The organism is Caballeronia sp. SL2Y3 (assembly GCF_022879575.1).
In the GTDB taxonomy this organism is placed as follows: Bacteria; Pseudomonadota; Gammaproteobacteria; order Burkholderiales; family Burkholderiaceae; genus Caballeronia.
In genome coordinates this window covers 2331524-2352928 of sequence record NZ_CP084260.1, presented here as the reverse complement: position 1 = coordinate 2352928, position 21405 = coordinate 2331524, and the positions used below count along the sequence as shown (strand labels likewise).

General features: G+C 64.2%; 21 protein-coding genes and 1 tRNA gene. 11 read left to right on the top strand and 11 right to left on the bottom strand.

Annotated features, from left to right (window positions below; genetic code table 11):
- Positions 1 to 98: 98 nt before the first annotated feature.
- The 3 genes from ftsZ (at position 99) to lpxC (ending at position 3243) form a co-directional block, all read left to right on the top strand.
- Positions 99 to 1295: a cell division protein FtsZ gene (gene ftsZ / locus LDZ26_RS11090; RefSeq protein ID WP_175945177.1), complete on the top strand. Its 1197-nt coding sequence runs from the start codon at positions 99 to 101 to the stop codon at positions 1293 to 1295.
- 263 nt (positions 1296 to 1558) lie between these two features.
- The gene (locus LDZ26_RS11085; protein WP_244847282.1) at positions 1559 to 2062 is read left to right on the top strand and encodes a peroxiredoxin; all 504 of its coding nucleotides are present in this window, start codon (positions 1559 to 1561) and stop codon (positions 2060 to 2062) included.
- Between the two features lie 263 nt (positions 2063 to 2325).
- Positions 2326 to 3243 carry a UDP-3-O-acyl-N-acetylglucosamine deacetylase gene (lpxC, locus tag LDZ26_RS11080; RefSeq protein ID WP_244847281.1) on the top strand — a complete coding sequence of 306 codons (918 nt, stop codon included), beginning with the start codon at positions 2326 to 2328 and terminating at the stop codon, positions 3241 to 3243.
- A 47-nt stretch (positions 3244 to 3290) separates the two neighbouring features.
- On the opposite strand, the gene LDZ26_RS11075 is transcribed toward lpxC, so the two are convergent.
- Positions 3291 to 3785, bottom strand: coding sequence for a DUF721 domain-containing protein (locus LDZ26_RS11075; protein ID WP_244847280.1), 495 nt, complete (start codon positions 3783 to 3785; stop codon positions 3291 to 3293).
- A 288-nt stretch (positions 3786 to 4073) separates the two neighbouring features.
- Between LDZ26_RS11075 and secA the strand changes: the two genes are divergently transcribed.
- From secA to LDZ26_RS11050, 4 genes are all read left to right on the top strand, one after another.
- Complete coding sequence (gene secA, locus LDZ26_RS11070; protein ID WP_244847279.1) at positions 4074 to 6887, top strand: preprotein translocase subunit SecA; 2814 nt, start codon at positions 4074 to 4076, stop codon at positions 6885 to 6887.
- A gap of 187 nt (positions 6888 to 7074) precedes the next feature.
- A complete protein-coding gene (gene argJ / locus LDZ26_RS11060; RefSeq protein ID WP_244847277.1) occupies positions 7075 to 8316 on the top strand; it encodes a bifunctional glutamate N-acetyltransferase/amino-acid acetyltransferase ArgJ in 1242 nt (413 codons plus the stop codon).
- Positions 8317 to 8348: 32 nt separating this feature from the next.
- Positions 8349 to 9212, top strand: coding sequence for an ATP-binding protein (locus LDZ26_RS11055; RefSeq protein ID WP_175945164.1), 864 nt, complete (start codon positions 8349 to 8351; stop codon positions 9210 to 9212).
- Positions 9209 to 9658, top strand: a complete 450-nt coding sequence (locus tag LDZ26_RS11050) for an NUDIX domain-containing protein (protein ID WP_255774820.1) — start codon at positions 9209 to 9211, stop codon at positions 9656 to 9658. Before LDZ26_RS11055 ends, LDZ26_RS11050 begins: the two co-directional genes overlap by 4 nt.
- A gap of 6 nt (positions 9659 to 9664) precedes the next feature.
- On the opposite strand, the gene LDZ26_RS11045 is transcribed toward LDZ26_RS11050, so the two are convergent.
- The 9 genes from LDZ26_RS11045 to LDZ26_RS11005 all read right to left on the bottom strand — a co-directional run bounded on the left by LDZ26_RS11045 (position 9665) and on the right by LDZ26_RS11005 (position 17453).
- Entirely contained in the window at positions 9665 to 9856 is a 192-nt protein-coding gene (locus LDZ26_RS11045) for a DNA gyrase inhibitor YacG (protein ID WP_244847276.1), read from the bottom strand.
- A 69-nt stretch (positions 9857 to 9925) separates the two neighbouring features.
- Entirely contained in the window at positions 9926 to 10681 is a 756-nt protein-coding gene (gene zapD, locus LDZ26_RS11040) for a cell division protein ZapD (protein WP_175945315.1), read from the bottom strand.
- Between the two features lie 159 nt (positions 10682 to 10840).
- Complete coding sequence (coaE, locus tag LDZ26_RS11035; protein WP_244847275.1) at positions 10841 to 11458, bottom strand: dephospho-CoA kinase; 618 nt, start codon at positions 11456 to 11458, stop codon at positions 10841 to 10843.
- Between the two features lie 16 nt (positions 11459 to 11474).
- Complete coding sequence (locus LDZ26_RS11030) at positions 11475 to 12386, bottom strand: A24 family peptidase (RefSeq protein WP_244847274.1); 912 nt, start codon at positions 12384 to 12386, stop codon at positions 11475 to 11477.
- A 31-nt stretch (positions 12387 to 12417) separates the two neighbouring features.
- Positions 12418 to 13638 carry a type II secretion system F family protein gene (locus tag LDZ26_RS11025; RefSeq protein ID WP_244847273.1) on the bottom strand — a complete coding sequence of 407 codons (1221 nt, stop codon included), beginning with the start codon at positions 13636 to 13638 and terminating at the stop codon, positions 12418 to 12420.
- A complete protein-coding gene (locus LDZ26_RS11020) occupies positions 13638 to 14837 on the bottom strand; it encodes a GspE/PulE family protein (RefSeq protein WP_244847272.1) in 1200 nt (399 codons plus the stop codon). The genes LDZ26_RS11025 and LDZ26_RS11020 overlap by 1 nt, the downstream gene beginning before the upstream one ends.
- Before the next feature lie 78 nt (positions 14838 to 14915).
- On the bottom strand, positions 14916 to 16202 hold the full coding sequence (locus tag LDZ26_RS11015; RefSeq protein ID WP_244847271.1) for an HlyC/CorC family transporter: 1287 nt from the start codon (positions 16200 to 16202) through the stop codon (positions 14916 to 14918).
- Positions 16203 to 16345: 143 nt separating this feature from the next.
- A tRNA-Pro gene (locus tag LDZ26_RS11010) sits at positions 16346 to 16422 on the bottom strand.
- A 38-nt stretch (positions 16423 to 16460) separates the two neighbouring features.
- Positions 16461 to 17453 (bottom strand): polyprenyl synthetase family protein, encoded by a 993-nt coding sequence (locus LDZ26_RS11005; protein WP_244847270.1) that lies wholly within the window; start codon positions 17451 to 17453, stop codon positions 16461 to 16463.
- 235 nt (positions 17454 to 17688) lie between these two features.
- Between LDZ26_RS11005 and rplU the strand changes: the two genes are divergently transcribed.
- The 4 genes from rplU to proB all read left to right on the top strand — a co-directional run bounded on the left by rplU (position 17689) and on the right by proB (position 20742).
- Complete coding sequence (gene rplU / locus LDZ26_RS11000) at positions 17689 to 18000, top strand: 50S ribosomal protein L21 (protein WP_008342953.1); 312 nt, start codon at positions 17689 to 17691, stop codon at positions 17998 to 18000.
- A gap of 31 nt (positions 18001 to 18031) precedes the next feature.
- On the top strand, positions 18032 to 18295 hold the full coding sequence (rpmA, locus tag LDZ26_RS10995; protein ID WP_175945147.1) for a 50S ribosomal protein L27: 264 nt from the start codon (positions 18032 to 18034) through the stop codon (positions 18293 to 18295).
- A 202-nt stretch (positions 18296 to 18497) separates the two neighbouring features.
- Positions 18498 to 19604 (top strand): Obg family GTPase CgtA, encoded by a 1107-nt coding sequence (gene cgtA / locus LDZ26_RS10990; protein ID WP_244847269.1) that lies wholly within the window; start codon positions 18498 to 18500, stop codon positions 19602 to 19604.
- A 19-nt stretch (positions 19605 to 19623) separates the two neighbouring features.
- Positions 19624 to 20742, top strand: coding sequence for a glutamate 5-kinase (gene proB, locus LDZ26_RS10985; RefSeq protein ID WP_244847268.1), 1119 nt, complete (start codon positions 19624 to 19626; stop codon positions 20740 to 20742).
- A gap of 74 nt (positions 20743 to 20816) precedes the next feature.
- Here the strand turns inward: proB and LDZ26_RS10980 are convergent, their stop codons facing one another.
- Positions 20817 to 21341, bottom strand: a complete 525-nt coding sequence (locus LDZ26_RS10980) for a CNP1-like family protein (protein WP_244849160.1) — start codon at positions 21339 to 21341, stop codon at positions 20817 to 20819.
- Positions 21342 to 21405 lie beyond the last annotated feature (64 nt).

Sequence of the window (21405 nt, the reverse complement as noted above, 5' to 3'; positions counted from 1 at the left end):
TGAATATAATTCGCGCCGGTACCGGCGGCTAGCGCGCGGCGAGAGGTTGCCCGATCTCTCTCCGGATAACGCCGATCTTCATTCTTGACGGAGGCAACATGGATTTCGAAATGCTGGAAACGGAAACCAACGGAACGATCATCAAGGTGGTCGGAGTTGGTGGTGCGGGCGGTAATGCCGTTCAGCACATGATCAACCGGGGTGTGCAGGGCGTCGACTTCATCGTGATGAACACCGACGCACAGGCGCTCGCACGTTCGCGCGCGCCGCAGGTGTTGCAGTTGGGCATGACCGGTCTGGGCGCGGGCGCCAAGCCGGAGAAGGGCAAGGAAGCGGCTGAAGATGCGCGCGAGCGTATCGCCGATGCACTGCGCGGCGCGCACATGGTGTTCATCACCGCGGGCATGGGTGGCGGCACGGGCACGGGCGCAGCGCCGGTGGTCGCGCAGATCGCGAAGGAAATGGGCATTCTGACGGTCGGCGTCGTGAGCAAGCCGTTCGAATTCGAAGGCGGCCGCCGCATGCGCGTGGCGGAAGCCGGCTCGCAGCAACTGGAGGATCACGTCGATTCGCTGATCGTCGTGCTGAACGACAAGCTCTTCGAGGTGATGGGCGACGACGCCGAGATGGACAAGTGCTTCCAGTGCGCGGATGACGTGCTGAACAACGCTGTCGCGGGCATCGCGGAAATCATCAACGTCGACGGTCTCGTGAACGTCGACTTCGAAGACGTGAAGACCGTGATGGGCGAGCAAGGCAAGGCGATGATGGGCACGGCGACCGTCGCCGGCGTCGATCGCGCGCGTCTTGCTGCGGAACAAGCTGTGGCGAGCCCGCTGCTCGAAGGCGTCGACCTGTCGGGTGCGCGTGGCGTGCTGGTCAACATCACGTCGAGCCGTTCGCTGCGTCTGTCGGAAACGCGCGAAGTGATGAACACCATCAAGAGCTACGCCGCCGACGACGCAACCGTGATCTTCGGCGCGGTGTACGACGACGCAATGGGCGACGCTCTGCGCGTGACGGTGGTGGCGACGGGCCTCGGCCGCGCGGCGAAGAAGCAGCAGCAAGCGCCGATGACGCTGCTGCGCACGGGCACCGACAATCAGCCGGTCGCGCACGCGTCGCATAACACGTACGCGCCGCAGCACGGTCAGGCAACGGATTACGGTTCGCTGGACACGCCGGCTGTGTGGCGTTCGTCGCGCGAAACGGCGGCATCGCACGTGCAGGCATTGCAGGAAAAGGGCGTCGATACGTACGACATCCCGGCGTTCCTGCGCAAGCAAGCGGACTGAAGCCGCGCTGTGCTCGTTGCTCGCTAGCTGGCAAGAGCAATGCAGCCACCGCAGGCACGCGCCGAGCATGAGACGGCGAAGCAGGTTTCGCGTGGGGCGACTGTCCAAGGCCGCGTCAGCATCAGACGCCAGGCCGTGGCCAGCCGACCTCCACGAATTTGCCGACGAGCAAATGAGACCTGAATCGTCGAGGAACGCGAGGCGAGACTGCGGGACGATGCAATCGCAAGGAAGTTCGAGCACTGACGAGGGAAGGACCGAGCATGATCGAAGTGGGTGAAACGTTGCCCGATGCGCGTCTCTTCGAGTTCATCGAAGTGGCGAGCGACGGCTGTGCCGTGGGACCGAATGGGTTCGCGGTGCGCGAGCGGACCGCCGGCAAGCGCGTGGTGATCTTCGGATTGCCGGGCGCGTTCACGCCGACGTGTTCCGCCAGACACGTGCCGGGTTATGTCGAGGCGGCGGATGAGTTTCGGGCCGCCGGCATCGACGAAATCTGGTGCGTTTCCGTCAACGACGCGTTCGTCATGAACGCGTGGGGACGCGATCTCCAAGCCGCGGGCAAGGTGAGGATGATGGCGGACGGCAGTGCGCGTTTCACTCAGGCACTCGGACTGGATCAGGATTTATCCGAGCGTGGCATGGGAATCCGTTCCCAGCGTTACGCGATGGTGGTCGACAACGGCGTGGTCAAGACGCTCGCTGTCGAAGCGCCCGGAAAGTTCGAAGTCAGCGACGCTCGCAGCATCCTGGCGACGTTGCGCTGAGCGCAGCGGCGTCGCGTTGTCTTTGTACAACGCGCAAAGACGCCCTCGCATTCGGCGACAACTTGGGGCCGATGACCGGAAATGCCTCCATTCCGGCCATCGGCCCGTTCTACTTGACTGGCCCTGCGTCGCGGCGTAACACAGGGAAACAGTTGATACCTCTTCGTTTGGGACGACTTACTCCGAATGGAGTATACTTCGGTCTATTAGAATTTAATGAACGATTAATTCTCTTTATTGGGAATTGCTATCGGAAAAAGATCATGTTGAAGCAGCGAACAATCAAGACCGTCGTCAAAACCGTGGGAATCGGGCTTCATTCCGGCCGCAAGGTCGATCTGACGCTGCGCCCGGCAGCGGTTGGAACGGGCATCGTTTTTTCTCGGATCGACCTGCCGCAGCCGGTCGACATTCCCGCGTCCGCCATGGCGATCGGCGACACGCGGCTCGCGTCCGTGCTGCAAAAGGACGGCGCGCGCGTGTCGACTATCGAGCACCTGATGTCGGCATGCGCGGGCCTGGGCATCGACAATCTGTACGTCGATGTCACCGCCGAGGAAATCCCGATCATGGACGGCAGCGCGTCTTCGTTCGTGTTTCTCATTCAGTCGGCGGGTATCGAAGAGCAGAACGCGCCGAAGAAATTCATCAAGGTGAAGAAGCCTGTCGAAGTGCGCGATGGCGATAAATTCGCGCGTCTCGAACCGTATTTCGGCTTCAAACTGAGCTTTACTATCGATTTCCGCCATCCGGCAGTCGACAAGACGGGTCAGGCGCTGGAAGTCGATTTCGCGACCACGTCGTATGTGCGCGAGATCGCTCGCGCTCGCACGTTCGGTTTCGCGCATGAAGTGGAAATGATGCGCGAACTGGGTTTGGCGCGCGGCGGCAGCATGGACAACGCCATCGTGCTCGACGAGTACCGCATCCTGAACAACGACGGTCTGCGCTACGACGACGAGTTCGTGAAGCACAAGATGCTCGACGCCATCGGCGATCTGTACGTCGTGGGGCATCCGCTGCTCGCGTCGTACACGGCGTACAAGGGCGGTCACGCGATGAACAACATGCTGCTGCGCGAACTGCTGGCGAACGAAGAAGCGTTCGAGATCGTCACGTTCGAGGACACGCAGAAAGCGCCGCGCGGTTTCGCATTCGACACGCAGACGGCGTTTGCCTGATCATCGGCAAGAAGCAGGACAAAGGTGAGCGGCAGCGAAAGCGCCGCTCATTTTTTTTGCCCGCGCCCCTGGTGACGCGCCGCCATGCGCGCGAGGGCTTCCCGTAGCGGCGAAGGCGCGAGCGTCTCGGCGAGGTCGTGCAGCGCGGACGCGCCCGCCGCGGACATGCGCGCCTGCTTCGGTGGCGGCGCTTCCTTCATCGACTGGGGACGCACGCGGATTTTGAGCGAATCCACCGCCCAGCCGCGCTGCTGGAGATCGGACAGAAGCCGCGGCTCGATATGCCGCAAGCGCGCGGCGAGTGCATTGTGCGCGGCGAAGAGCGCGAGCACGCCGTCCTTGATGAAGCCGGGCTCGACATTCGCCGCGAGATAGTCGGGCAGAAGCGCGGCCAGATCGCGCTGGAGCGCCGCCACTTGCTCGACGCCCGCGCGCAGGGCGCGGAACGCGTCGGTCCGATCCAGCACGTCGGCCAGGGCTTGCGGACGGCGCGGATCGAACCGCCCCGGCGAAGACCTTGAATTTGTAGAAAAGCGGCTCATTTTTTAATCAGCGGACGCCTGATGCGACCGCTCGATTGTACCGCGAGCCTGACTTCCGCTTCGCGTGGACGCCCGCCGCCAAGGCCCGCGCGGCCAAGCTTTCAACGCGTTGACTGTCGCGTGGTGCAGACGCCCGAGCGCCCACGCTGACGCAAGATGTGCTTGACTCGCGTGCTAAAATTCCCGATTCGAATTTCACCCAATGGACTTAAGTCGCCGAGGTTTTCCGAGCCCGGACGCAGCATCGCGCTGCCGCCCGTCCGAAGCCGCGACGCAGACACTGATCCAATGACGACCGGTTTCCTTCAGAAGATTTTTGGCAGCCGCAATCAGCGGCTGGTCAAGCAGTACCAAAAGACCGTTGTGGCGATCAATGCCCTCGAGCCGACCGTCGAGAAATACACGGACGATCAGTTGCGCGCGAAAACGGACGAGTTCCGCAAGCGCGTCGCGAGCGGCGAGTCGCTGGACGTGATTCTTCCGGAGGCGTTCGCCGTCTGCCGCGAAGCGAGCCGGCGCGTGCTTAAAATGCGCCACTTCGACGTCCAGTTGATCGGCGGCATGGTTCTGCACTACGGCAAGATCGCGGAAATGCGCACCGGCGAAGGCAAGACGCTCGTCGCCACGCTCGCCGCGTATCTGAACGCGCTGTCGGGCCGCGGCGTGCATGTCGTGACGGTGAACGACTACCTCGCCCAGCGTGACGCCGAGTGGATGGCGCGCCTCTACAACTTTCTCGGGCTGTCGTGCGGCGTGAACCTGTCGCAGATGGAGCACTCGCAGAAACAGCAGGCGTACGCGGCGGACATCACCTACGGCACGAACAACGAGTTCGGCTTCGACTATCTGCGCGACAACATGGTCTACGAGACCGACGCGCGCGTGCAGCGGCCGCTCAACTTCGCCATCGTCGACGAAGTGGATTCCATCCTGATCGACGAAGCGCGTACGCCGCTCATCATTTCCGGTCAGGCTGAAGATCACACGGATCTCTACGTGCGCATGAACGCGCTGCCGCCGCTGCTCGAACAGCAGATCGGCGAGGAAAAGGCGGACGGCACGGGCGTCGAAAAGCCGGGCGACTACACGCTCGACGAGAAAGCCCGTCAGGTGTTCCTCACGGAATCGGGCCACGAGAAGGCAGAGCGCCTGCTCGCCGAGTGGGGCCTGATCGGCGAAGGCGAGAGCCTGTACGCGCCGCAGAACATCACGCTGATGCACCACATCTATGCCGCCCTGCGCGCGCATACGCTTTTCCATCGCGATCAACATTACGTGGTGCAGAACGGCGAAGTCGTGATCGTCGACGAATTCACCGGCCGCATGATGACCGGCCGCCGCTGGTCGGACGGCCTGCATCAGGCGGTCGAGGCCAAAGAGCACGTGCAGATTCAGGCGGAGAATCAGACGCTCGCCTCCATCACGCTGCAGAACTACTTCCGCATGTACGCGAAGCTGTCCGGCATGACCGGCACGGCGGATACCGAAGCGTACGAATTCCAGGAGATCTACGGCCTCGAGACGGTCGTGATTCCGACGAACCGTCCGCCGAAGCGCGTCGACAAGCAGGACCAGATCTACAAGACATCGAAGGAACGTTACGACGCCGTCATCCGCGACATTCGCGATTGCGTCGAACGCGGCCAGCCGACGCTCGTCGGCACGACGTCGATCGAAGCGTCCGAACTGCTGTCGGGCATGCTGATGCAAGCCGGCATCAAGCACGAAGTGCTCAACGCGAAGCAGCACGCACGCGAAGCGGCAATCGTCGCGGAAGCGGGCCGGCCGGGCGTCGTCACCATCGCGACGAACATGGCGGGTCGCGGCACGGACATCGTGCTTGGCGGCAATGTGGAGAAACAGGCGTCGTTCATCGAAGCCGATCTCTCCATCCCCGAGAACGAGAAGGCCGCGCGCATCCAGAAGCTGCACGACGAATGGCAGGCGCTGCACGACCACGTGAAGGCGGCGGGCGGGCTGCATATCATCGGCACCGAGCGTCACGAATCGCGCCGTATCGACAACCAGTTGCGCGGCCGCGCAGGCCGCCAGGGCGATCCGGGCTCGTCGCGTTTCTATCTGTCGCTGGACGATCCGCTGTTGCGCATCTTCGCGGGCGACCGCGTGCGCGCCATCATGGATCGCCTGAAGATGCCGGAAGGCGAGCCGATCGAAGCGGGCATGGTCACGCGGTCCATCGAAGGCGCGCAGCGCAAGGTGGAAGCGCGCAACTTCGATATCCGCAAGCAACTGCTCGAATACGACGACGTCGCGAACGATCAGCGCAAGGTGATCTATCAGCAGCGCAACGAACTGCTCGAAGCGAACGACGTGCAGGAAACGATCGCGGCCATGCGTCATAGCGTGATCACCGACCTCGTGCGCACGTTCGTTCCGGCGGGCAGCATCGAAGAGCAGTGGGACGCGCCCGAGCTGGAAGAAGTCCTGCGCAACGAGTGGTCGCTCGATCTCGCCATTCAGGAGATGATCAACGAGTCCAACTCGATCGACGCCGAGGAAATCTGCGAAGCCGTTCTCGCCGCCGCCGACGAAGCGTACGAGGCGAAGGTCGCGCTCGTGGGCCGCGAATCGTTCAGCGCGTTCGAGCGTTCGATCATGCTGCAGACGCTCGACAGCCGCTGGCGCGAGCATCTGGCGGCGCTGGATCATCTGCGTCAGGGCATTCACCTGCGCGGCTACGCGCAGAAGAATCCGAAGCAGGAATACAAGCGCGAGGCGTTCGAGCTGTTCGCCGCCATGCTGGACGCGGTTAAGCAGGAAGTCACGCGCATCGTGATGAACGTGCAGATTCAGTCGCCGGAGCAGCTGGAAGAAGCCGCCGAGCAGTACGAAGAAAAGGGCAGCCACGTCGAGAATGTCTCGTTCACGCATGCGGACTACAACGCGGCGGCCGCGCCCGCTGCGCCCGCAGCAGCGGCGGCAACGGCCACCGCGCAGATGATCAGTCAGGCGATGGCTGGCGGCGACGACATCAGCGTGGCCACGCGCCCGGCGGACGACGTGCCGAAGGTCGGCCGCAACGACCCGTGCCCGTGCGGCAGCGGCAAGAAGTACAAGAACTGTCACGGCAAGCTCGTATAACGAACTGTCCGTCCGACAAATCTGGCAAGCGACGCAGCAATGCGTCGTTTGTCTTTCCGGGTTCGAGCACGCGTTGCGCTGCGCGCCCGGCGTTTCACGGCGCTCCCGGCCTGCCGGGCGGCGTCAGTCTTTCACAGCGTGCCGGCGCATGCGAGCCGGCACTCGCCACCTTCAGCGAGTCGCGAACATGGCTGTCAACTTCCCCTCGATCGATCCCGCCGCGCTTCATCCGGTCACTGGCGTCACGCTAGGCTGGGCCGAAGCGAATATCCGCAAGCCGAATCGCAAGGACGTGCTCGTGATTCGCGTCGATGAAGGCGCGACGGTCGCGGGCGTGTTCACGCAGAACCGCTTCTGCGCGGCGCCCGTGACGGTGTGCCGCGAGCATCTGGACGCGGTGCGCGCGGGCGGCAAGGGCATTCGCGCGCTGGTGGTCAACACGGGCAACGCGAACGCCGGCACGGGCGAGCCGGGCATGGCGCACGCGCGCGAGACCTGCGCGGAGCTCGCGCGTCTCGCGGGCGTGGAACCGCAGCAGATTCTGCCGTTCTCGACCGGCGTGATTCTGGAGCCGCTGCCTATCGATCGCCTGAAAGCGGGCCTGCCCGCCGCGCTCGCGAACCAACAGGCCGCGCACTGGTTCGACGCCGCGCAAGCCATCATGACCACCGACACGCTGCCGAAAGCCGCGTCGCGTCAGGTGCAGATCGACGGCCACACGGTCACGCTGTCGGGCATCAGCAAGGGCGCGGGCATGATCAAGCCAAACATGGCGACGATGCTCGGCTTTCTCGCGTTCGATGCCGCCGTCGCGCAGCCGGTCCTCGACGAACTGGTGAAGCACGTGGCGGATCGCTCGTTCAACTGCATCACGATCGACGGCGATACGTCCACCAACGATTCGTTCATTCTGATCGCGTCGGGCAAGTCGAGCCTGCCCGCGATCACGTCCACGGATTCGCCCGCGTACGCCGCGTTGCGCGACGCGGTTACCTCCGTGGCGCAGGAACTCGCGCAGTTGATCGTGCGCGACGGCGAAGGCGCGACCAAGTTCATGACCATCACGGTCGAAGGCGGCAAGGACGTCGCGGAGTGCCGCCAGATCGCCTACGCCATCGGTCATTCGCCGCTTGTTAAGACGGCGTTCTACGCGTCGGACCCGAATCTGGGCCGCATCCTCGCCGCCATCGGCTATGCGGGCGTGACGGATCTGGATGTCGGCAAGATCGACCTGTATCTCGACGACGTGCTCGTCGCGAAGGCGGGCGGACGCAACCCCGACTACCGCGAGGAAGACGGCCAGCGCGTGATGAAAAAGAGCGAGATCGCCATTCGCGTGTTGCTCGGCCGCGGCCAGCAGCAGGCGACCATCTGGACCTGCGACCTCTCGCACGACTACGTGAGCATCAACGCGGATTACCGCTCGTAAAGCGCGCCCGACCGGCGCGCACAGAAATGGACATGGACAAACTCGAACAATTTCTCACGCGCGCCGAGGCGGTTCTGGCGCGCATCGAAGGGATGCTGCCGCCGGCCGCGCCGGAAATCGACTGGGAATCGGCCGTGGCGTTTCGCTGGCGCAAGCGGCAAGGTCGCGGCTTTTTGCAGCCGGTGCCGGCCATCTCGCAGATTGCGCTCGGCGACCTGCAAAACATCGACCGTCAGAAGGCGCTCATCGAGCAGAACACGCGGCAGTTCGTCAACAAGCTGCCCGCCAACAACGTGCTGCTCACGGGCGCGCGCGGCACAGGCAAGTCGTCGCTCATCAAGGCGTGCCTGAACGCGTACGCGAAGGACGGCCTGCGCCTGATCGAAGTCGACAAGGACGATCTGCACGATCTCGGCGATATCGTCGATCTGATCTCGACGCGGCCCGAGCGTTTCATCGTATTTTGCGACGACCTCTCGTTCGAAGAAGGCGAGTCCGGCTATAAGGCGCTGAAAGTGGCGCTGGACGGCTCGGTCGCGGCGCAGTCGGACAACGTGCTGATCTATGCGACCTCGAACCGCCGGCATCTGCTGCCCGAGTACATGAGCGACAACGAGACCTACAAGCACACGCCCGATGGCGAGATTCATCCCGGCGAAGTGGTCGAGGAGAAGATTTCGCTGTCCGAACGCTTCGGGCTGTGGGTCAGCTTCTATCCGTTCAAGCAGGACGACTATCTGTCGATCGTCGGGCACTGGCTGAAGCATTTCGGCTGTGACGCGAGCGAGATCGAAGCCGCTCGCGGCGATGCGCTCGTCTGGGCGCTCGAGCGTGGATCGCGCTCGGGCCGTGTGGCGTGGCAGTTCGCGCGCGACTGGTCGGGCCGCAAGCAATGAGCGGCGCGTCGGACGTTGCGGGCGCTTCGGGTGATCTCGCACCCGATGGCCGCAAGGTGACCGAAGTTGCCGTCGGCGTGATGGTGCATCCGGATGGCCGTTATCTGCTCGCGCAGCGCCCCGAAGGCAAGCCGTACGAGGGCTACTGGGAGTTTCCGGGCGGCAAGCTCGAACCGGGCGAAAGCGTCGAAGCGGCGCTCGGGCGCGAACTGCACGAGGAACTCGGCATCGACGTGACCGCGTGCGAGCTTTGGCGCACGCTCGAGCACGACTATCCGCACGCGTACGTGCGGCTATTCTTCTGCAAGGTGATGAAGTGGACCGGCACGCCGCTCGGCCGGGAAGGGCAGGCTATCGCGTGGCAGACGCTGCCCGTGGAAGTCGGGCCGCTGTTGCCCGCCGCGATTCCCGTGCTGGAGTGGCTCGCGGCGGAAGCGCAGCAATAGCGCGCGTTAGTTGAGACCGCCGTGCGAGTCGTCGTCCGGCGGCGTTTCCTGAGAGTTACCGGAAATACGGTACTTCCCGGTCGCCCAGGCGCCGAGATCGATTTGCTTGCATCGCTCGGAGCAGAACGGACGAAAGCGGTTTTCCGGGACCCAGCGCACTTCCTTCGCACAGGTCGGGCATTTTACGACAGTGGTCATGACGGCGAGACGTTTTGGATTGAGCCAGCGTTGATCGACATTCGATCATATAAGGCCGAAGCGCGTGGTTCAAAGACTGCAAAGCGTCAGATGAAAGGGCACGTCGACATCGACGGCGCGCGGTTTCAAGTCGCCGTCCTGCACGGTGAAGCGCACCCAGAGCATGTATTTGTTCGCGCTCGCCTCGGGAATGACGCGCACTTCCGGCGACACGCGCACCTGCATCAACTGATACGTACGGCCGGAAAGCATCTGCTGATAGCTGCCCTGCATGGCCATGACCTTCGACGCCTGGCCGGATTCGCGCGCGAGCCGCAGCACGATAGCGGCGGCGTCGCGTAGCGCGAGCATCGGCATGACCCATTTGGCGATGTCCTGACGTCGATCTTCGACAGGCAACTGCTGCCACGCGTAATACGACGGCAGATCGAACTTGCAGGTTCCACCGGGAATGATCGTGCGGCTGCGAATGCTCGCGAGCCATTCGTTGTCGGCCAGATGCTGCCCCGTCTTGCCGTGCATGTCGGTGAGCCCGGCAAGCGTCTGCTCGATCTCGCCGAGAACGGCTTCCAGCGCTTCCTGTTCGATGCCCGGATTGCCGCGAAACGGCGCGAGTGTCTGCCTCTGCCGTTCGAGTTCCTTCATCAGATCGGCTTTGAGGTCCGTACGGCCCGCGACCTCCGCGATCTCGAACAGCGTGGTGAGCGCAACGTGATGTTCCCGGGGATCTTCCTGCGTGAGGAAGAACGTGAAGCGCTCGAACAAGTCTTCGAGACGCAGCAGCGTCCGAATCCGCTCGTTGAAGGGATACTCGTAAAGAATCAAGCGCTCGCCTCGGCGTGGGTCGGTTGCTTCCATGAGCGGAAGTCAGGACATTCTAATGCCGCATCTTTACCCTAGCAAATCGGCTCACATTTACGGCGCTTTTGACGCGGTTCGCGGCAATAAATGGAACTTTTTCTGATGTTTCAGGCAAGCAATGCGCTACCCACGCTTTGTCAGCGACGCGAGTTCCAGATATCGCGCGTGCAGTGCCTCGACCTCGTGCGCCAGCGATTCGAGCGTGGCTGAGTCGTCGTTGAGCACGATGTCGTCCGCTGCGGCGAGGCGTGTTTCGCGCGATGCCTGCTTCGCGATGATCGCCAGCACCTGCTCCCGCGAAAAGCCGTTGCGCCGCATGACGCGCGCGATCTGCGTCTCGACGGGGCAATCGACGACGAGCACCCGCGATACCCGCGACGCCCAGTTGCCCGACTCGACGAGCAGCGGCACCACGACGATGTGGTACGCGCCACCGGCCGCCGCCCGCTGCCGCTCCGTCTCCGCGCGGATCAGCGGATGAAGAATGGCTTCTAGACGCGCGCGCGCGGTGTCATCGGAGAACACGAGCTCGCGCATCTTCGCGCGATCCAGCGAGCCGTCCGCCGCGACATACGCGCTGCCGAACTCGCTCGCGATCAGCGGCATCGCGACGCCGCCCGGCGCGCTCACCTGATGCGCGATGAGATCGGTATCGACTAGCGGTACGCCGCGCGCCGCGAAGAGGTCGGCGACCGTGCTTTTGCCGCTGCCGATACCGCCCGTCAAGCCGATGCTGAACATCCGTTGCTCCCTTCGCTCATCCGAACAGTGAATAGAGCGGCGTTCCGATAAAAAGCGTGATCGCGCCGCCCGCCGCGAGAAACGGGCCGAACGGCAACGGTTCCTCGAAGCGCATGCGTCCGCGCCATGTCGCGAGAATACCGAAGAGCGCGCCCGCTACCGCTGAAATCAGCAGCACCTGCGCGAGCGCCGCCCACCCGAGCCACGCGCCGATGGCCGCGAGCAGCTTGAAGTCGCCGTAGCCCATGCCTTCCACGCCGCGCGCCAATTTGAAGAGCCAGTACACGCACCAGAGGAACAGATAGCCCGCGATCGCGCCGATTACGCCGTCTTGCAGCGTCGCGAAGCCGCCGTCGCCGAAATTGACGATGAGCCCTGCCCACAGCAGCGGCAACGTGAGCACGTCAGGGAGGTAGCGCGTGTCGTAGTCGATCAGGCCCGCGGCTAGCAGTGTCGCGCAGAGTCCGAATGCGGCGAGCGCGGGCCAGTCCGGACCGAACGCATAGAGCGAGAGCGCAGCGAAGGCGCCGGTCGCCAGTTCGATCAGCGGATAGCGCGGACTCACGCGCGCGCCGCACGCGGAACAGCGCCCGCGAAGCGCGAGATAGCTGATGACCGGAATGTTCTCCCACGCGCGCAGGACGTGACCGCAATGCGGGCAGGCGCTGCGTGGAACCGCGATGTTGAACCGCGCCGGATAGCCGTCCGGCGGCGGCTTCGGCGCATCGGGCAGCGCCGCGTCGAGTTCCGCGCGCCACGCGCGTTCGAGCATGACCGGCAGGCGATGCACGACCACGCTCAGAAAGCTCCCGACGATCAGCCCGAACACGATCGCGAACGCGTATTGCGCGGCCACCGGCAACGCGGCGAACGTTGCCAGATAAGGGCTCGCGTGGTGCGCGGCGGACGGAGTCATCGGAGGCTGCATGGTCGTGATGCGATGTCTTTGGCCCGCGATGCTACACCACGTTGCCAAGCTGAATGATCGGAAGATACATGGCGATGACGAGTCCGCCGACGAGCGCGCCCAATACCGCGATGACGAGCGGTTCGCACAGGCTCGCGAACGCGCCGATGCGCTCGTCCACCTGCCGATCGGCGAGCGCCGCGAGATCGAGCAGCATGGAGTCGAGCGAGCCGGATTCTTCCGCGACGGCAATCGGCTGCACTACGTCCTGCGGAAAGCAGCCGAGCGCGCGCATCGCGGCGGCAAGTCGCTCGCCGTTACGCAGACGGGACGCGATCTCGACGGTCGCGCTGTCGAACACCGGACTGCCCGTGGCCTGCGAGAGCGAATCGAACGCGTCCGAAAGCGGCGTGCCGGCTGCGAGCAGTGTGCCGAGCGCGCGGCTCCAGCGCGCGACGGCGAGCGACCGGAGCAACGGACCGGCAATCGGCAGCTTGAGCGCGATGCGGTCCGCCGTCCCCCGGGCGTGCGCCGATCGCTTGATCCAGCGAGCCGCGACGAGCGTCATGCACGCGCATACCGCAATGAACGCCACGCCGTGACGCCCGACGGCATCGGACAACGCGAGCACGAAGCGCGTCGGTGCGGGCAGCGCGGCGCCGAAGCCGTCGAAGATCGTCTTGAAAGTGGGGACGACGCCGATCAGTAGTCCTGCCGTGATCGCGAGCGACAGCAGCAGCACCATGACCGGATAGGCAAGCGCCGCGCGCAGCTTCGCGCGCTGGGCGCTGGCCCGCTCGCGATCGTCGGCGAGACGCGCGAGCACCGCAGGCAGCGCACCGGCTACTTCGCCGACCGCGACGAGTTGACAGTACAACGCGCCGAATGCCGGGTGACGCGCGAGCGCGGCCGAGAACGGCACGCCGCGCGTGATGTCGCGCGCCAGCGACCGCACGATGCGCGGCAACCCGCCGCGCCCGCCCGCGTTGCCGAGCAGTTCGAGGGCGCTCGCGAGCGGCAACCCGGCGCGGAGCAACCCGGCCAACTGACGCGTGAACACGCCGATTTCCGCCGACGATGCCTTCGGCGGCGACGCTGCGCCCAACGCGTCGAGTTCGAGCACGGTCACGCCTTCCCGCCGCAACGAGGCGCGCGCCGAAGCGGAATCTGCCGCGATCAGCTTGCCGCGCTTCGACGCGCCTTGCCCGTCGATGCCGCGCCACGCGTAGCGCATCTCGCGCACCTCGCGCATATCGGGTAAGTCGGCGGCCATCACGCGATCTCCGTCGCGTCGGTTGCTTCCGCGACGCTCGTCACGCCTTCGCGCACGCGTGCGAAAGCGGCGTCGCGCAAGGCGGGCATGCCCTCGGACTGCGCGAGCCGCGCAACGGCGTGCGTCGCCGCGCGGCCGACGATCAACTCGCGAATGCCGTCCGACACCGGCATCAACTGATGCACGCCGACGCGCCCGCGATATCCGATGCCGTGACACGCCGGGCAGCCACGCGGCTCGAAGGGACGAAAGCCGTCGGCGAGCGTCAGCGCGGACGGCGCGCGGCAAGCGTCGCAGAGCTTGCGCACGAGCCGTTGCGCCGTCACGAGCCGCAGCGCCGACGCGAGGTTGTACGGCGCGACGCCAATGTCGATCAGGCGCGCGATGGCGGCGGGCGCGTCGTTGGTGTGGAGCGTCGAGAGGACGAGGTGGCCGGTCTGCGCGGCTTTCACGGCGACGTCGGCGGTTTCGGCGTCGCGAATCTCGCCGACCATGATGACGTCCGGGTCCTGCCGCATGAACGCACGCAGCGCGACGGCGAAGGTGAGGCCGGCCTTCTCGCGCACGCTGACCTGATTGATGCCCGCAAGCTGGATTTCGGCGGGGTCTTCCACGGCGCAGATGTTGCGCGCTTCGGCGTTGAGCATCTGAAGGAAACAGTACAGCGACAGCGTCTTGCCGCTGCCGGTCGGACCCGTGACGAGCACGAGGCCATGCGGCGCGCGAATGGCGGATTCGACGACGCCGCTTTGTTCGTCGCTTAGGCCGAGCGCACCGAGCGACAGGTCGCGCGGCAAGGCATCGAGCCGGCGCAGGACCAGCTTCTCGCCGAAGAGCGTCGGCAGTGAACTCACGCGATAGTCGCCGCTCTGGCCGCCCGGCAAGGCGAGCCGTAGACGTCCGTCCTGCGGCACGCGACGTTCCGCGATATCCATGCGCGCGAGCACTTTGATTCGCGTGACGAAGGCATCACGCAAATGCGGCGGCGGACGGCGCAGAAGATGCAACGCGCCATCCACGCGCAGCCGGATGCGCCATTCGTGCTCGGACGGTTCGACGTGAATATCGGACGCGCCGCGCTCGGCGGCTTCGCGCAAGGTGTCGGCGAGCAGCGAAACGGCGGGCGAGTGAGCGTCGGACGTTGCCTCGAAGGCGGGGTCGGCCGGGCGTGGGAACGCGGCGGGAGGAACGGACTTCATCGGCGGTAGCGGGACGGGATCGGAACGAGATGACCGATCATCCCGCCGTCCCGCCTGCGCGCCTACTCGTCCGAATGGCTAACGCAATGCGCGCTTCGTCGGCGCGGCCGGACGAAAGATCTTGACCGTGCGAACCGCCTGATCGTCGCTGCGCATGACTTCCAGATACACGCCGCCGATGCGCATCGCCACGTCGCCGTCCGGAATGTCTTCCAGCGTTTCGAGGATGAGGCCGTTGAGCGTCTTCGGACCGTCCGTCGGCAGTGTCAGCTTGAGCCAGCGGTTCAGCTCGCGCAGCGGCATGCTGCCCGGCACGATGCACTCGCCGTTCTCGTCCCAGCCGCGCGAGCCCGCGCCGCGCGGAATGGTCGACGTGAATTCGCCGATCAGTTCCTCGATGATGTCTTCCGGCGTGACGAGCCCTTGCAGCTCGCCGTATTCGTCGACGACGATCGCGATGCGGTGACCGCTTTCCTGGAAGTACTGCAACTGCTGGAAGACAGGCGTGCCGGCGGGCACGAAATAAGGCTCGGTCAGCAGTTCGCGCAGCGTCTCGCGCTCGAGTTCCTGGTTATGCAGCGCCGACAGCGTCTTGCGCACGTGAAGGACGCCGAGCACGCGGTCGATATCGCCCTGATAGACGACGAGCTTGTTGTGATAGCACGTCTCGAGCTGATGCAGGATGTCGTCGAACGGGGCATCGAAGTCGAGCGCCTCGATACGGCGGCGCGGGATCATCACGTCATCGACGGAGATGTTTTCCAGATCGAACAGATTGAGCAGGATGCTGCGGTGCTTGGTCGGCATGAAGCTGCCGGTTTCCAGCACGATGGTGCGCAGTTCTTCGGGCGAAAGACGCTGATCGCGCTTGCCCTTCAGGTTGATATGCAGCGCGGCGAGAAGCGCGTTGGCAAAGAGGTTGACGAACCACACGAGCGGCCGCGCAATGCGCATGAGCGGCGCGAGCACGAGGCTCGCCGGCAACGCGACCTTTTCGGGATACGTCGCGCCCACGATCTTCGGCGCGATTTCCGCGAACACGATGATGAGAAACGCGATCACGCCTGTCGTGACCGAGAGCACGACGTTGTCGTGCCCGAACGTGTGCAGCGCGATGGACGTGGTCAGCACGGGGATGATCGTGTTGATCAGATTGTTGCCGATCAGGATGACCGAGAGCAGCTGATCCGTCTTGGCGAGCAAACCTTGCGTCGTGCGCGCGCCCAGCGAGCCCTGGCTGGCCAAGTATTTCAGCCGATGGCGATTGAGCGCCATCATCGACGTTTCAGAGATGGAGAAAAAACCGGAGAGGAACAGCAGCAGAAAAATGGCGCAGATTTGCGCCCATAAGGGAAGGTTGTCCACGCGGTGATCGAGTAGGGGCGGTGATGGATGGACTATAGCAGACGGCTCTCCCGGCCCGCCGGGCTTGCCAGTGGGCTTTCCGCCGGGGCATCGGCCGGAAAAGAAAAAACCCGCATGGCGAACCATGCGGGTTTTTGCAATTCTGGTCGGGGTGAGAGGATTCGAACCTCCGGCCTCTACGTCCCGAACGTAGCGCTCTACCAGGCTAAGCTACACCCCGAATTCCTTACTTGGACGCTTTTGGCTCCGGAGTCTCTTTCAAGACTGCCTCGACGTCGAGTAAGAACATAATTCTAGCAGGCTCTCTTTGTAAATGGAAGCGGGGAATGCAGAAATCGCGTTCGCCGCTGCCTGCGCTTCTTTGCGCGCGCATTCGAGCGTGTGATCCAACGCGCCCGACGTGGTGATGGCGTGGAAAATCGTCTCGAAGCGATCCGTGCCGCCGTGTTCGATGGCTTCGCGCGCGAGCGCCGCCTGTTCCGCCGTGCCGTGCTCCATCAAATAGATGAGCGGGAGAGTGGGCTTGCCTTCCCGCAGATCGTCACCGGCGTTCTTGCCCATGGATTCGGGCGTGCCGGTGTAGTCGAGCCAGTCGTCCATGATCTGGAACGCCGTGCCGATGCGCCGGCCGAATTCCGCCGCCGCCGCTTCCGTGCGCGCGTCCGCGCCCGAGAGCACCGCGCCCAGTTGCGCCGCCGCCTCGAAGAGCTTCGCGGTCTTGTAACGGATGACCTGCATGTAGCGCGCTTCGTCCACATCCGGGTCGTGCATGTTGAGAAGCTGCAGGACTTCGCCTTCGGAAATAATGTTGGTCGCGACCGACAGGATCTCCATCACGCGCATCTTGCCGACGCTCACCATCATTTCGAACGAGCGCGAGTAGAGAAAATCGCCGACGAGCACGCTCGCCGCGTTGCCGAAAAGCGCATTGGCCGTCTTGCGGCCGCGGCGCAGGTCCGATTCGTCGACGACGTCGTCGTGCAGAAGCGTGGCCGTGTGAATGAACTCGACCACGGCGGCCAGTTCATGGCGATGCCCGGTCGTATCGCCCAGCGCGCCCGCCACCAGCAGCAAGAGCGCCGGGCGCAGCCGCTTGCCGCCCGCGCCGATGATGTACTCGGAAATCTGGTTGATGAGCATCACTTCTGATGCCAGGCGCTGCCGGATGACGCGATTGACCTGCTGCATGTCCTCGGCGATCGGGGCAAGCAGTGCGGCGGCGTCGGGGGAGGAAGTGGCGGTGGACGACATGATCGGCAAATGAGGTAATGCGGCGGATTATAAGGCGAATCGGACCCGCGACGAATCACCGGGCGCTTTGCGGCGTCCTTCGCGCACCGCTTTGCGGCTGCCATGGCCTTCAGCGGGCTGCCAAAGCCGCTTGCGCGAAATGTCAATGCCTTTTGACGCGGCGTCTAAGCCTATGTATAATCTCGTGTTTTCCCCGCGCGGTGCGTGGAAAAACGAATTCTGAGTGAGGTTCTCAATGTACGCGGTCATAAAAACCGGCGGCAAGCAGTACAAAGTTGCCGTTGGCGAAAAATTGAAAGTAGAACAGATACCGGCAGACATTGACGCTGAAATCACGCTCGACCAGGTTCTCGCAGTAGGCGAAGGCGAATCGATTCAGTTCGGTACGCCGCTGGTCAGTGGGGCTTCCGTCAAGGCTACCGTCGTGTCGCAAGGTCGTCACAAGAAAGTGACCATCTTCAAGATGCGTCGCCGGAAGCACTACCAAAAGCACGCTGGCCATCGCCAGAACTACACCGAACTGCGCATCGACGCGATCAACGCTTAAGCGTCGCGCAACGGTCAAGGAGCTATAGCAAATGGCACACAAAAAAGCAGGCGGGTCTTCCCGCAACGGCCGCGATTCGGAATCGAAGCGCCTCGGCGTGAAGGTTTACGGCGGCCAGGCAATCAATGCAGGCGGCATCATCGTTCGCCAGCGCGGCACGCGCATGCACCCGGGTGAAAACGTCGGCATCGGCAAGGATCACACCTTGTTCGCGCTGACGGACGGCCACGTCCAGTTCACGACGAAGGGCGCAGCGAAGAAGCACACGGTCGTCGTCGTCCCGGCAGCAGCGTAAGGTTCACTGCACGGGCTTCAGGACCGCAAAAAAGGCCCCGCGAAGTTCGCGGGGCCTTTTTCATTGGCGCGCCGGAAAGCGCGCCCACAGAATCGAAGCATATGAGTGCCCGGCACGCGCCGGTCACGGCAAAATAGCGTGTCGACTGAGCGGGTTGCGTCTCGCGGCAGTCATCGCGCTGAAACACGGGACGGAGCAACGCATGAAGTTCATTGACGAAGCGAGGATCGAAGTCATCGCCGGCGACGGGGGAGATGGCAGCGCGTCGATGCGCCGCGAAAAGTTCGTCCCCTTCGGCGGGCCGGACGGCGGCGACGGCGGGCGCGGCGGCAGCGTCTACGCGGTCGCGGACCGCAACATCAACACGCTGATCGACTACCGGTTCGCGAAGAAACACCAGGCGCGCAACGGCGAAAACGGTCGCGGTTCGGACTGCTACGGCAAAGGCGGCGACGACATCACGCTGCGCATGCCGGTCGGCACCATCATTTCGGATCAGGAAACGGGCGAAATCATCGCCGACCTCACCGAGCACAATCAACAAGTGCTGATTGCGCAAGGCGGCGCGGGCGGTCTCGGCAACCTGCACTTCAAGTCGAGCACGAACCGCGCGCCGCGTCAGAAGACCGACGGCAAGCCGGGCGAGCGCCGCATGCTCAAGCTCGAACTGAAGGTGCTCGCGGATGTCGGCCTGCTCGGCATGCCGAACGCGGGCAAATCGACGTTCATCGCCTCCGTCTCGAACGCGCGGCCGAAGATCGCGGACTATCCGTTCACGACGCTCGCGCCGAATCTCGGCGTCGTGCGCGTCGGGCCGAGCAAGAGCTTTGTAATCGCGGACATTCCGGGGCTGATCGAAGGCGCGGCGGAAGGCGCGGGCCTCGGCCACCGCTTCCTGCGCCATTTGCAGCGCACGGGCGTCTTGCTGCACCTCGTGGACCTCGCTCCGTTCGATGAAAACGTCGATCCGGTCGCGGAAGCGAAGGCGATCGTCAACGAATTGCGCAAATACGACGAGTCGCTCTATGAGAAACCGCGCTGGCTCGTGCTGAACAAGCTCGACATGGTGCCGGAAGACGAGCGCGCGGCGCGCGTGAAGGACTTCCTCGACCGCTTCGAGTGGGACGGCCCGGTGTACGAAATTTCGGCGCTGACCGGCCAAGGCTGCGAGGCGCTGGTCTACGCCATCTACGACTACATCTCGACGCATTCGGACGCGTCGCGTGCGGCGGAAGCAGAAGATCTCGCGGCCGACGTGCGTTTTCGCGACGACATCGCCGGAAATAGAGCGGACGACGAAGACAGATAACCGAGGAGAGAAGCGCACGATGCGTTCGGTCATTGCCGCTGCGAAGCGAATCGTAGTGAAAGTGGGGTCCAGCCTCGTCACCAACGACGGGCGCGGACTGGATCACGCGGCCATCGCCCGGTGGGCGGCTCAGATCGCGGCACTGCGCGAAGAGGGCAAGGAAGTCGTGCTCGTCAGTTCGGGCGCGATTGCGGAAGGCATTCATCGGCTCGGCTGGACCAAGCGTCCGCGCGAGATCGACGAATTGCAGGCCGCGGCCGCCGTCGGTCAAATGGGCCTCGCGCAAGTCTACGAGAGCAGCTTCGGCGCGCACGGCATCCGCACCGCGCAGATTCTGCTCACGCACGCCGACCTCGCCGACCGCGAGCGCTATCTCAACGCACGCTCCACGCTGCTCACGCTGCTGCGTCTGGGCACGGTGCCGGTCATCAACGAGAACGACACCGTCATCACCGACGAGATCAAGTTCGGCGACAACGACACGCTCGGCGCGCTCGTCGCCAATCTGATCGAAGGCGACGCGCTCGTCATTCTCACGGACCAGCGCGGTCTCTTTACCGCCGATCCGCGCAAGGACCCGAACGCGACGCTCGTCGAACAGGCCGATGCCGGCACGCCCGAACTCGAAGCGATGGCCGGCGGCGCGGGATCGAGCCTCGGCCGCGGCGGGATGCTCACTAAAATTCTCGCGGCCAAGCGCGCCGCGCACAGCGGCGCGAACACTGTGATCGCGAGCGGCCGCGAGGCTGACGTGCTTACGCGCCTCGCGTCGGGCGAGCTAATCGGCACGCAGCTTATCGCGCGCACCGCTCGCATGGCTGCGCGCAAGCAGTGGATGGCGGATCACTTGCAGGTGCGCGGGCACGTCGTGATCGACGCTGGCGCGGTGCAGAAGCTGACCGCCGACGGCAAGAGCCTGCTGCCGATCGGCGTCGTCGATGTGAAGGGCGCGTTCGGTCGCGGGGAAGTGATCGCGTGCATCGACGACCATGGGCAGGAAGTCGCGCGCGGCATCACGAATTACAGCAGCGCCGAGGCGCGGCTGATTCATCGGCGGCCGAGCGCGGAGATCGAAGCCGTGCTCGGGTATATGCTGGAGCCGGAACTCATCCATCGCGACAATCTGGTGCTTGTCTGAGGCACTTCATCCCGCCGGATGAACGAAGCCCGCTGAGCCGAAAGGCCAGCGGGCTTTTCACTGCGCGGACTCAATCAGCGCAGGTTGATGGAGCGTTGCGTGCGCTCGTACTGAATGTTGTTGACGATCTGCTTCGCGGTGCCAACCGGCAGCTTGCTGGTGCAGAAGTAGTCCTGATACAGCGCTGCCTGATACGCGTTCAGTTCGCCGTTCTCAATGCGCCGGAAGTCGAACGCGACGCCGCGATCCCAGCCGGTGCCGTCTTCGTTGATGCTCGCGTAGCGGCGCCATTCGTACGTGTCGCAGCGAATGCCTTCGTAGTTGACGTTGCGCGCGCCGCTCGGGCTCGTCGCCACGACGACGTAACGCACGACGCCGTCATCGCCGACCGTGAGCGAGGTCTTGTCGACCGCGAACGTCAGCGGTGTGTTCTGCGAAACATTGAACGGCAGCAGGTTCGACGCCTGCGGCAGCGGCGGCAGCGTATCCACTTTGTTCTCCACCCATTCGGTCTTGCGGTCGAGCAGATAGGTGAACACGCCGTCGTCCTGATTCGACGGGCCTTTGGAACTTGAACAGCCGGCGAGCGCGGCGAGCATGGCGACGAGTACCGCGGATGAGACGATGACTTTCAATTCGATGTTCCCGAATAACGGATGCGCG

Bases quoted from the DNA above. Each gene is read 5' to 3' on its own strand.
- secA (WP_244847279.1), top strand. From the start codon at position 4,074: ATGACGACCGGTTTCCTTCAGAAGATTTTTGGCAGCCGCAATCAGCGG.
- proB (WP_244847268.1), top strand. From the start codon at position 19,624: ATGCGTTCGGTCATTGCCGCTGCGAAGCGAATCGTAGTGAAAGTGGGG.
- ftsZ (WP_175945177.1), top strand. From the start codon at position 99: ATGGATTTCGAAATGCTGGAAACGGAAACCAACGGAACGATCATCAAG.
- rplU (WP_008342953.1), top strand. From the start codon at position 17,689: ATGTACGCGGTCATAAAAACCGGCGGCAAGCAGTACAAAGTTGCCGTT.
- LDZ26_RS11050 (WP_255774820.1), top strand. From the start codon at position 9,209: ATGAGCGGCGCGTCGGACGTTGCGGGCGCTTCGGGTGATCTCGCACCC.
- LDZ26_RS11025 (WP_244847273.1), bottom strand. From the start codon at position 13,638: ATGGCCGCCGACTTACCCGATATGCGCGAGGTGCGCGAGATGCGCTAC.
- LDZ26_RS11055 (WP_175945164.1), top strand. From the start codon at position 8,349: ATGGACAAACTCGAACAATTTCTCACGCGCGCCGAGGCGGTTCTGGCG.
- LDZ26_RS11045 (WP_244847276.1), bottom strand. From the start codon at position 9,856: ATGACCACTGTCGTAAAATGCCCGACCTGTGCGAAGGAAGTGCGCTGG.
- coaE (WP_244847275.1), bottom strand. From the start codon at position 11,458: ATGTTCAGCATCGGCTTGACGGGCGGTATCGGCAGCGGCAAAAGCACG.
- argJ (WP_244847277.1), top strand. From the start codon at position 7,075: ATGGCTGTCAACTTCCCCTCGATCGATCCCGCCGCGCTTCATCCGGTC.
- lpxC (WP_244847281.1), top strand. From the start codon at position 2,326: ATGTTGAAGCAGCGAACAATCAAGACCGTCGTCAAAACCGTGGGAATC.
- LDZ26_RS11085 (WP_244847282.1), top strand. From the start codon at position 1,559: ATGATCGAAGTGGGTGAAACGTTGCCCGATGCGCGTCTCTTCGAGTTC.
- cgtA (WP_244847269.1), top strand. From the start codon at position 18,498: ATGAAGTTCATTGACGAAGCGAGGATCGAAGTCATCGCCGGCGACGGG.
- LDZ26_RS11075 (WP_244847280.1), bottom strand. From the start codon at position 3,785: ATGAGCCGCTTTTCTACAAATTCAAGGTCTTCGCCGGGGCGGTTCGAT.
- LDZ26_RS11005 (WP_244847270.1), bottom strand. From the start codon at position 17,453: ATGTCGTCCACCGCCACTTCCTCCCCCGACGCCGCCGCACTGCTTGCC.
- LDZ26_RS10980 (WP_244849160.1), bottom strand. From the start codon at position 21,341: ATGCTCGCCGCGCTCGCCGGCTGTTCAAGTTCCAAAGGCCCGTCGAAT.
- LDZ26_RS11030 (WP_244847274.1), bottom strand. From the start codon at position 12,386: ATGCAGCCTCCGATGACTCCGTCCGCCGCGCACCACGCGAGCCCTTAT.
- LDZ26_RS11020 (WP_244847272.1), bottom strand. From the start codon at position 14,837: ATGAAGTCCGTTCCTCCCGCCGCGTTCCCACGCCCGGCCGACCCCGCC.
- rpmA (WP_175945147.1), top strand. From the start codon at position 18,032: ATGGCACACAAAAAAGCAGGCGGGTCTTCCCGCAACGGCCGCGATTCG.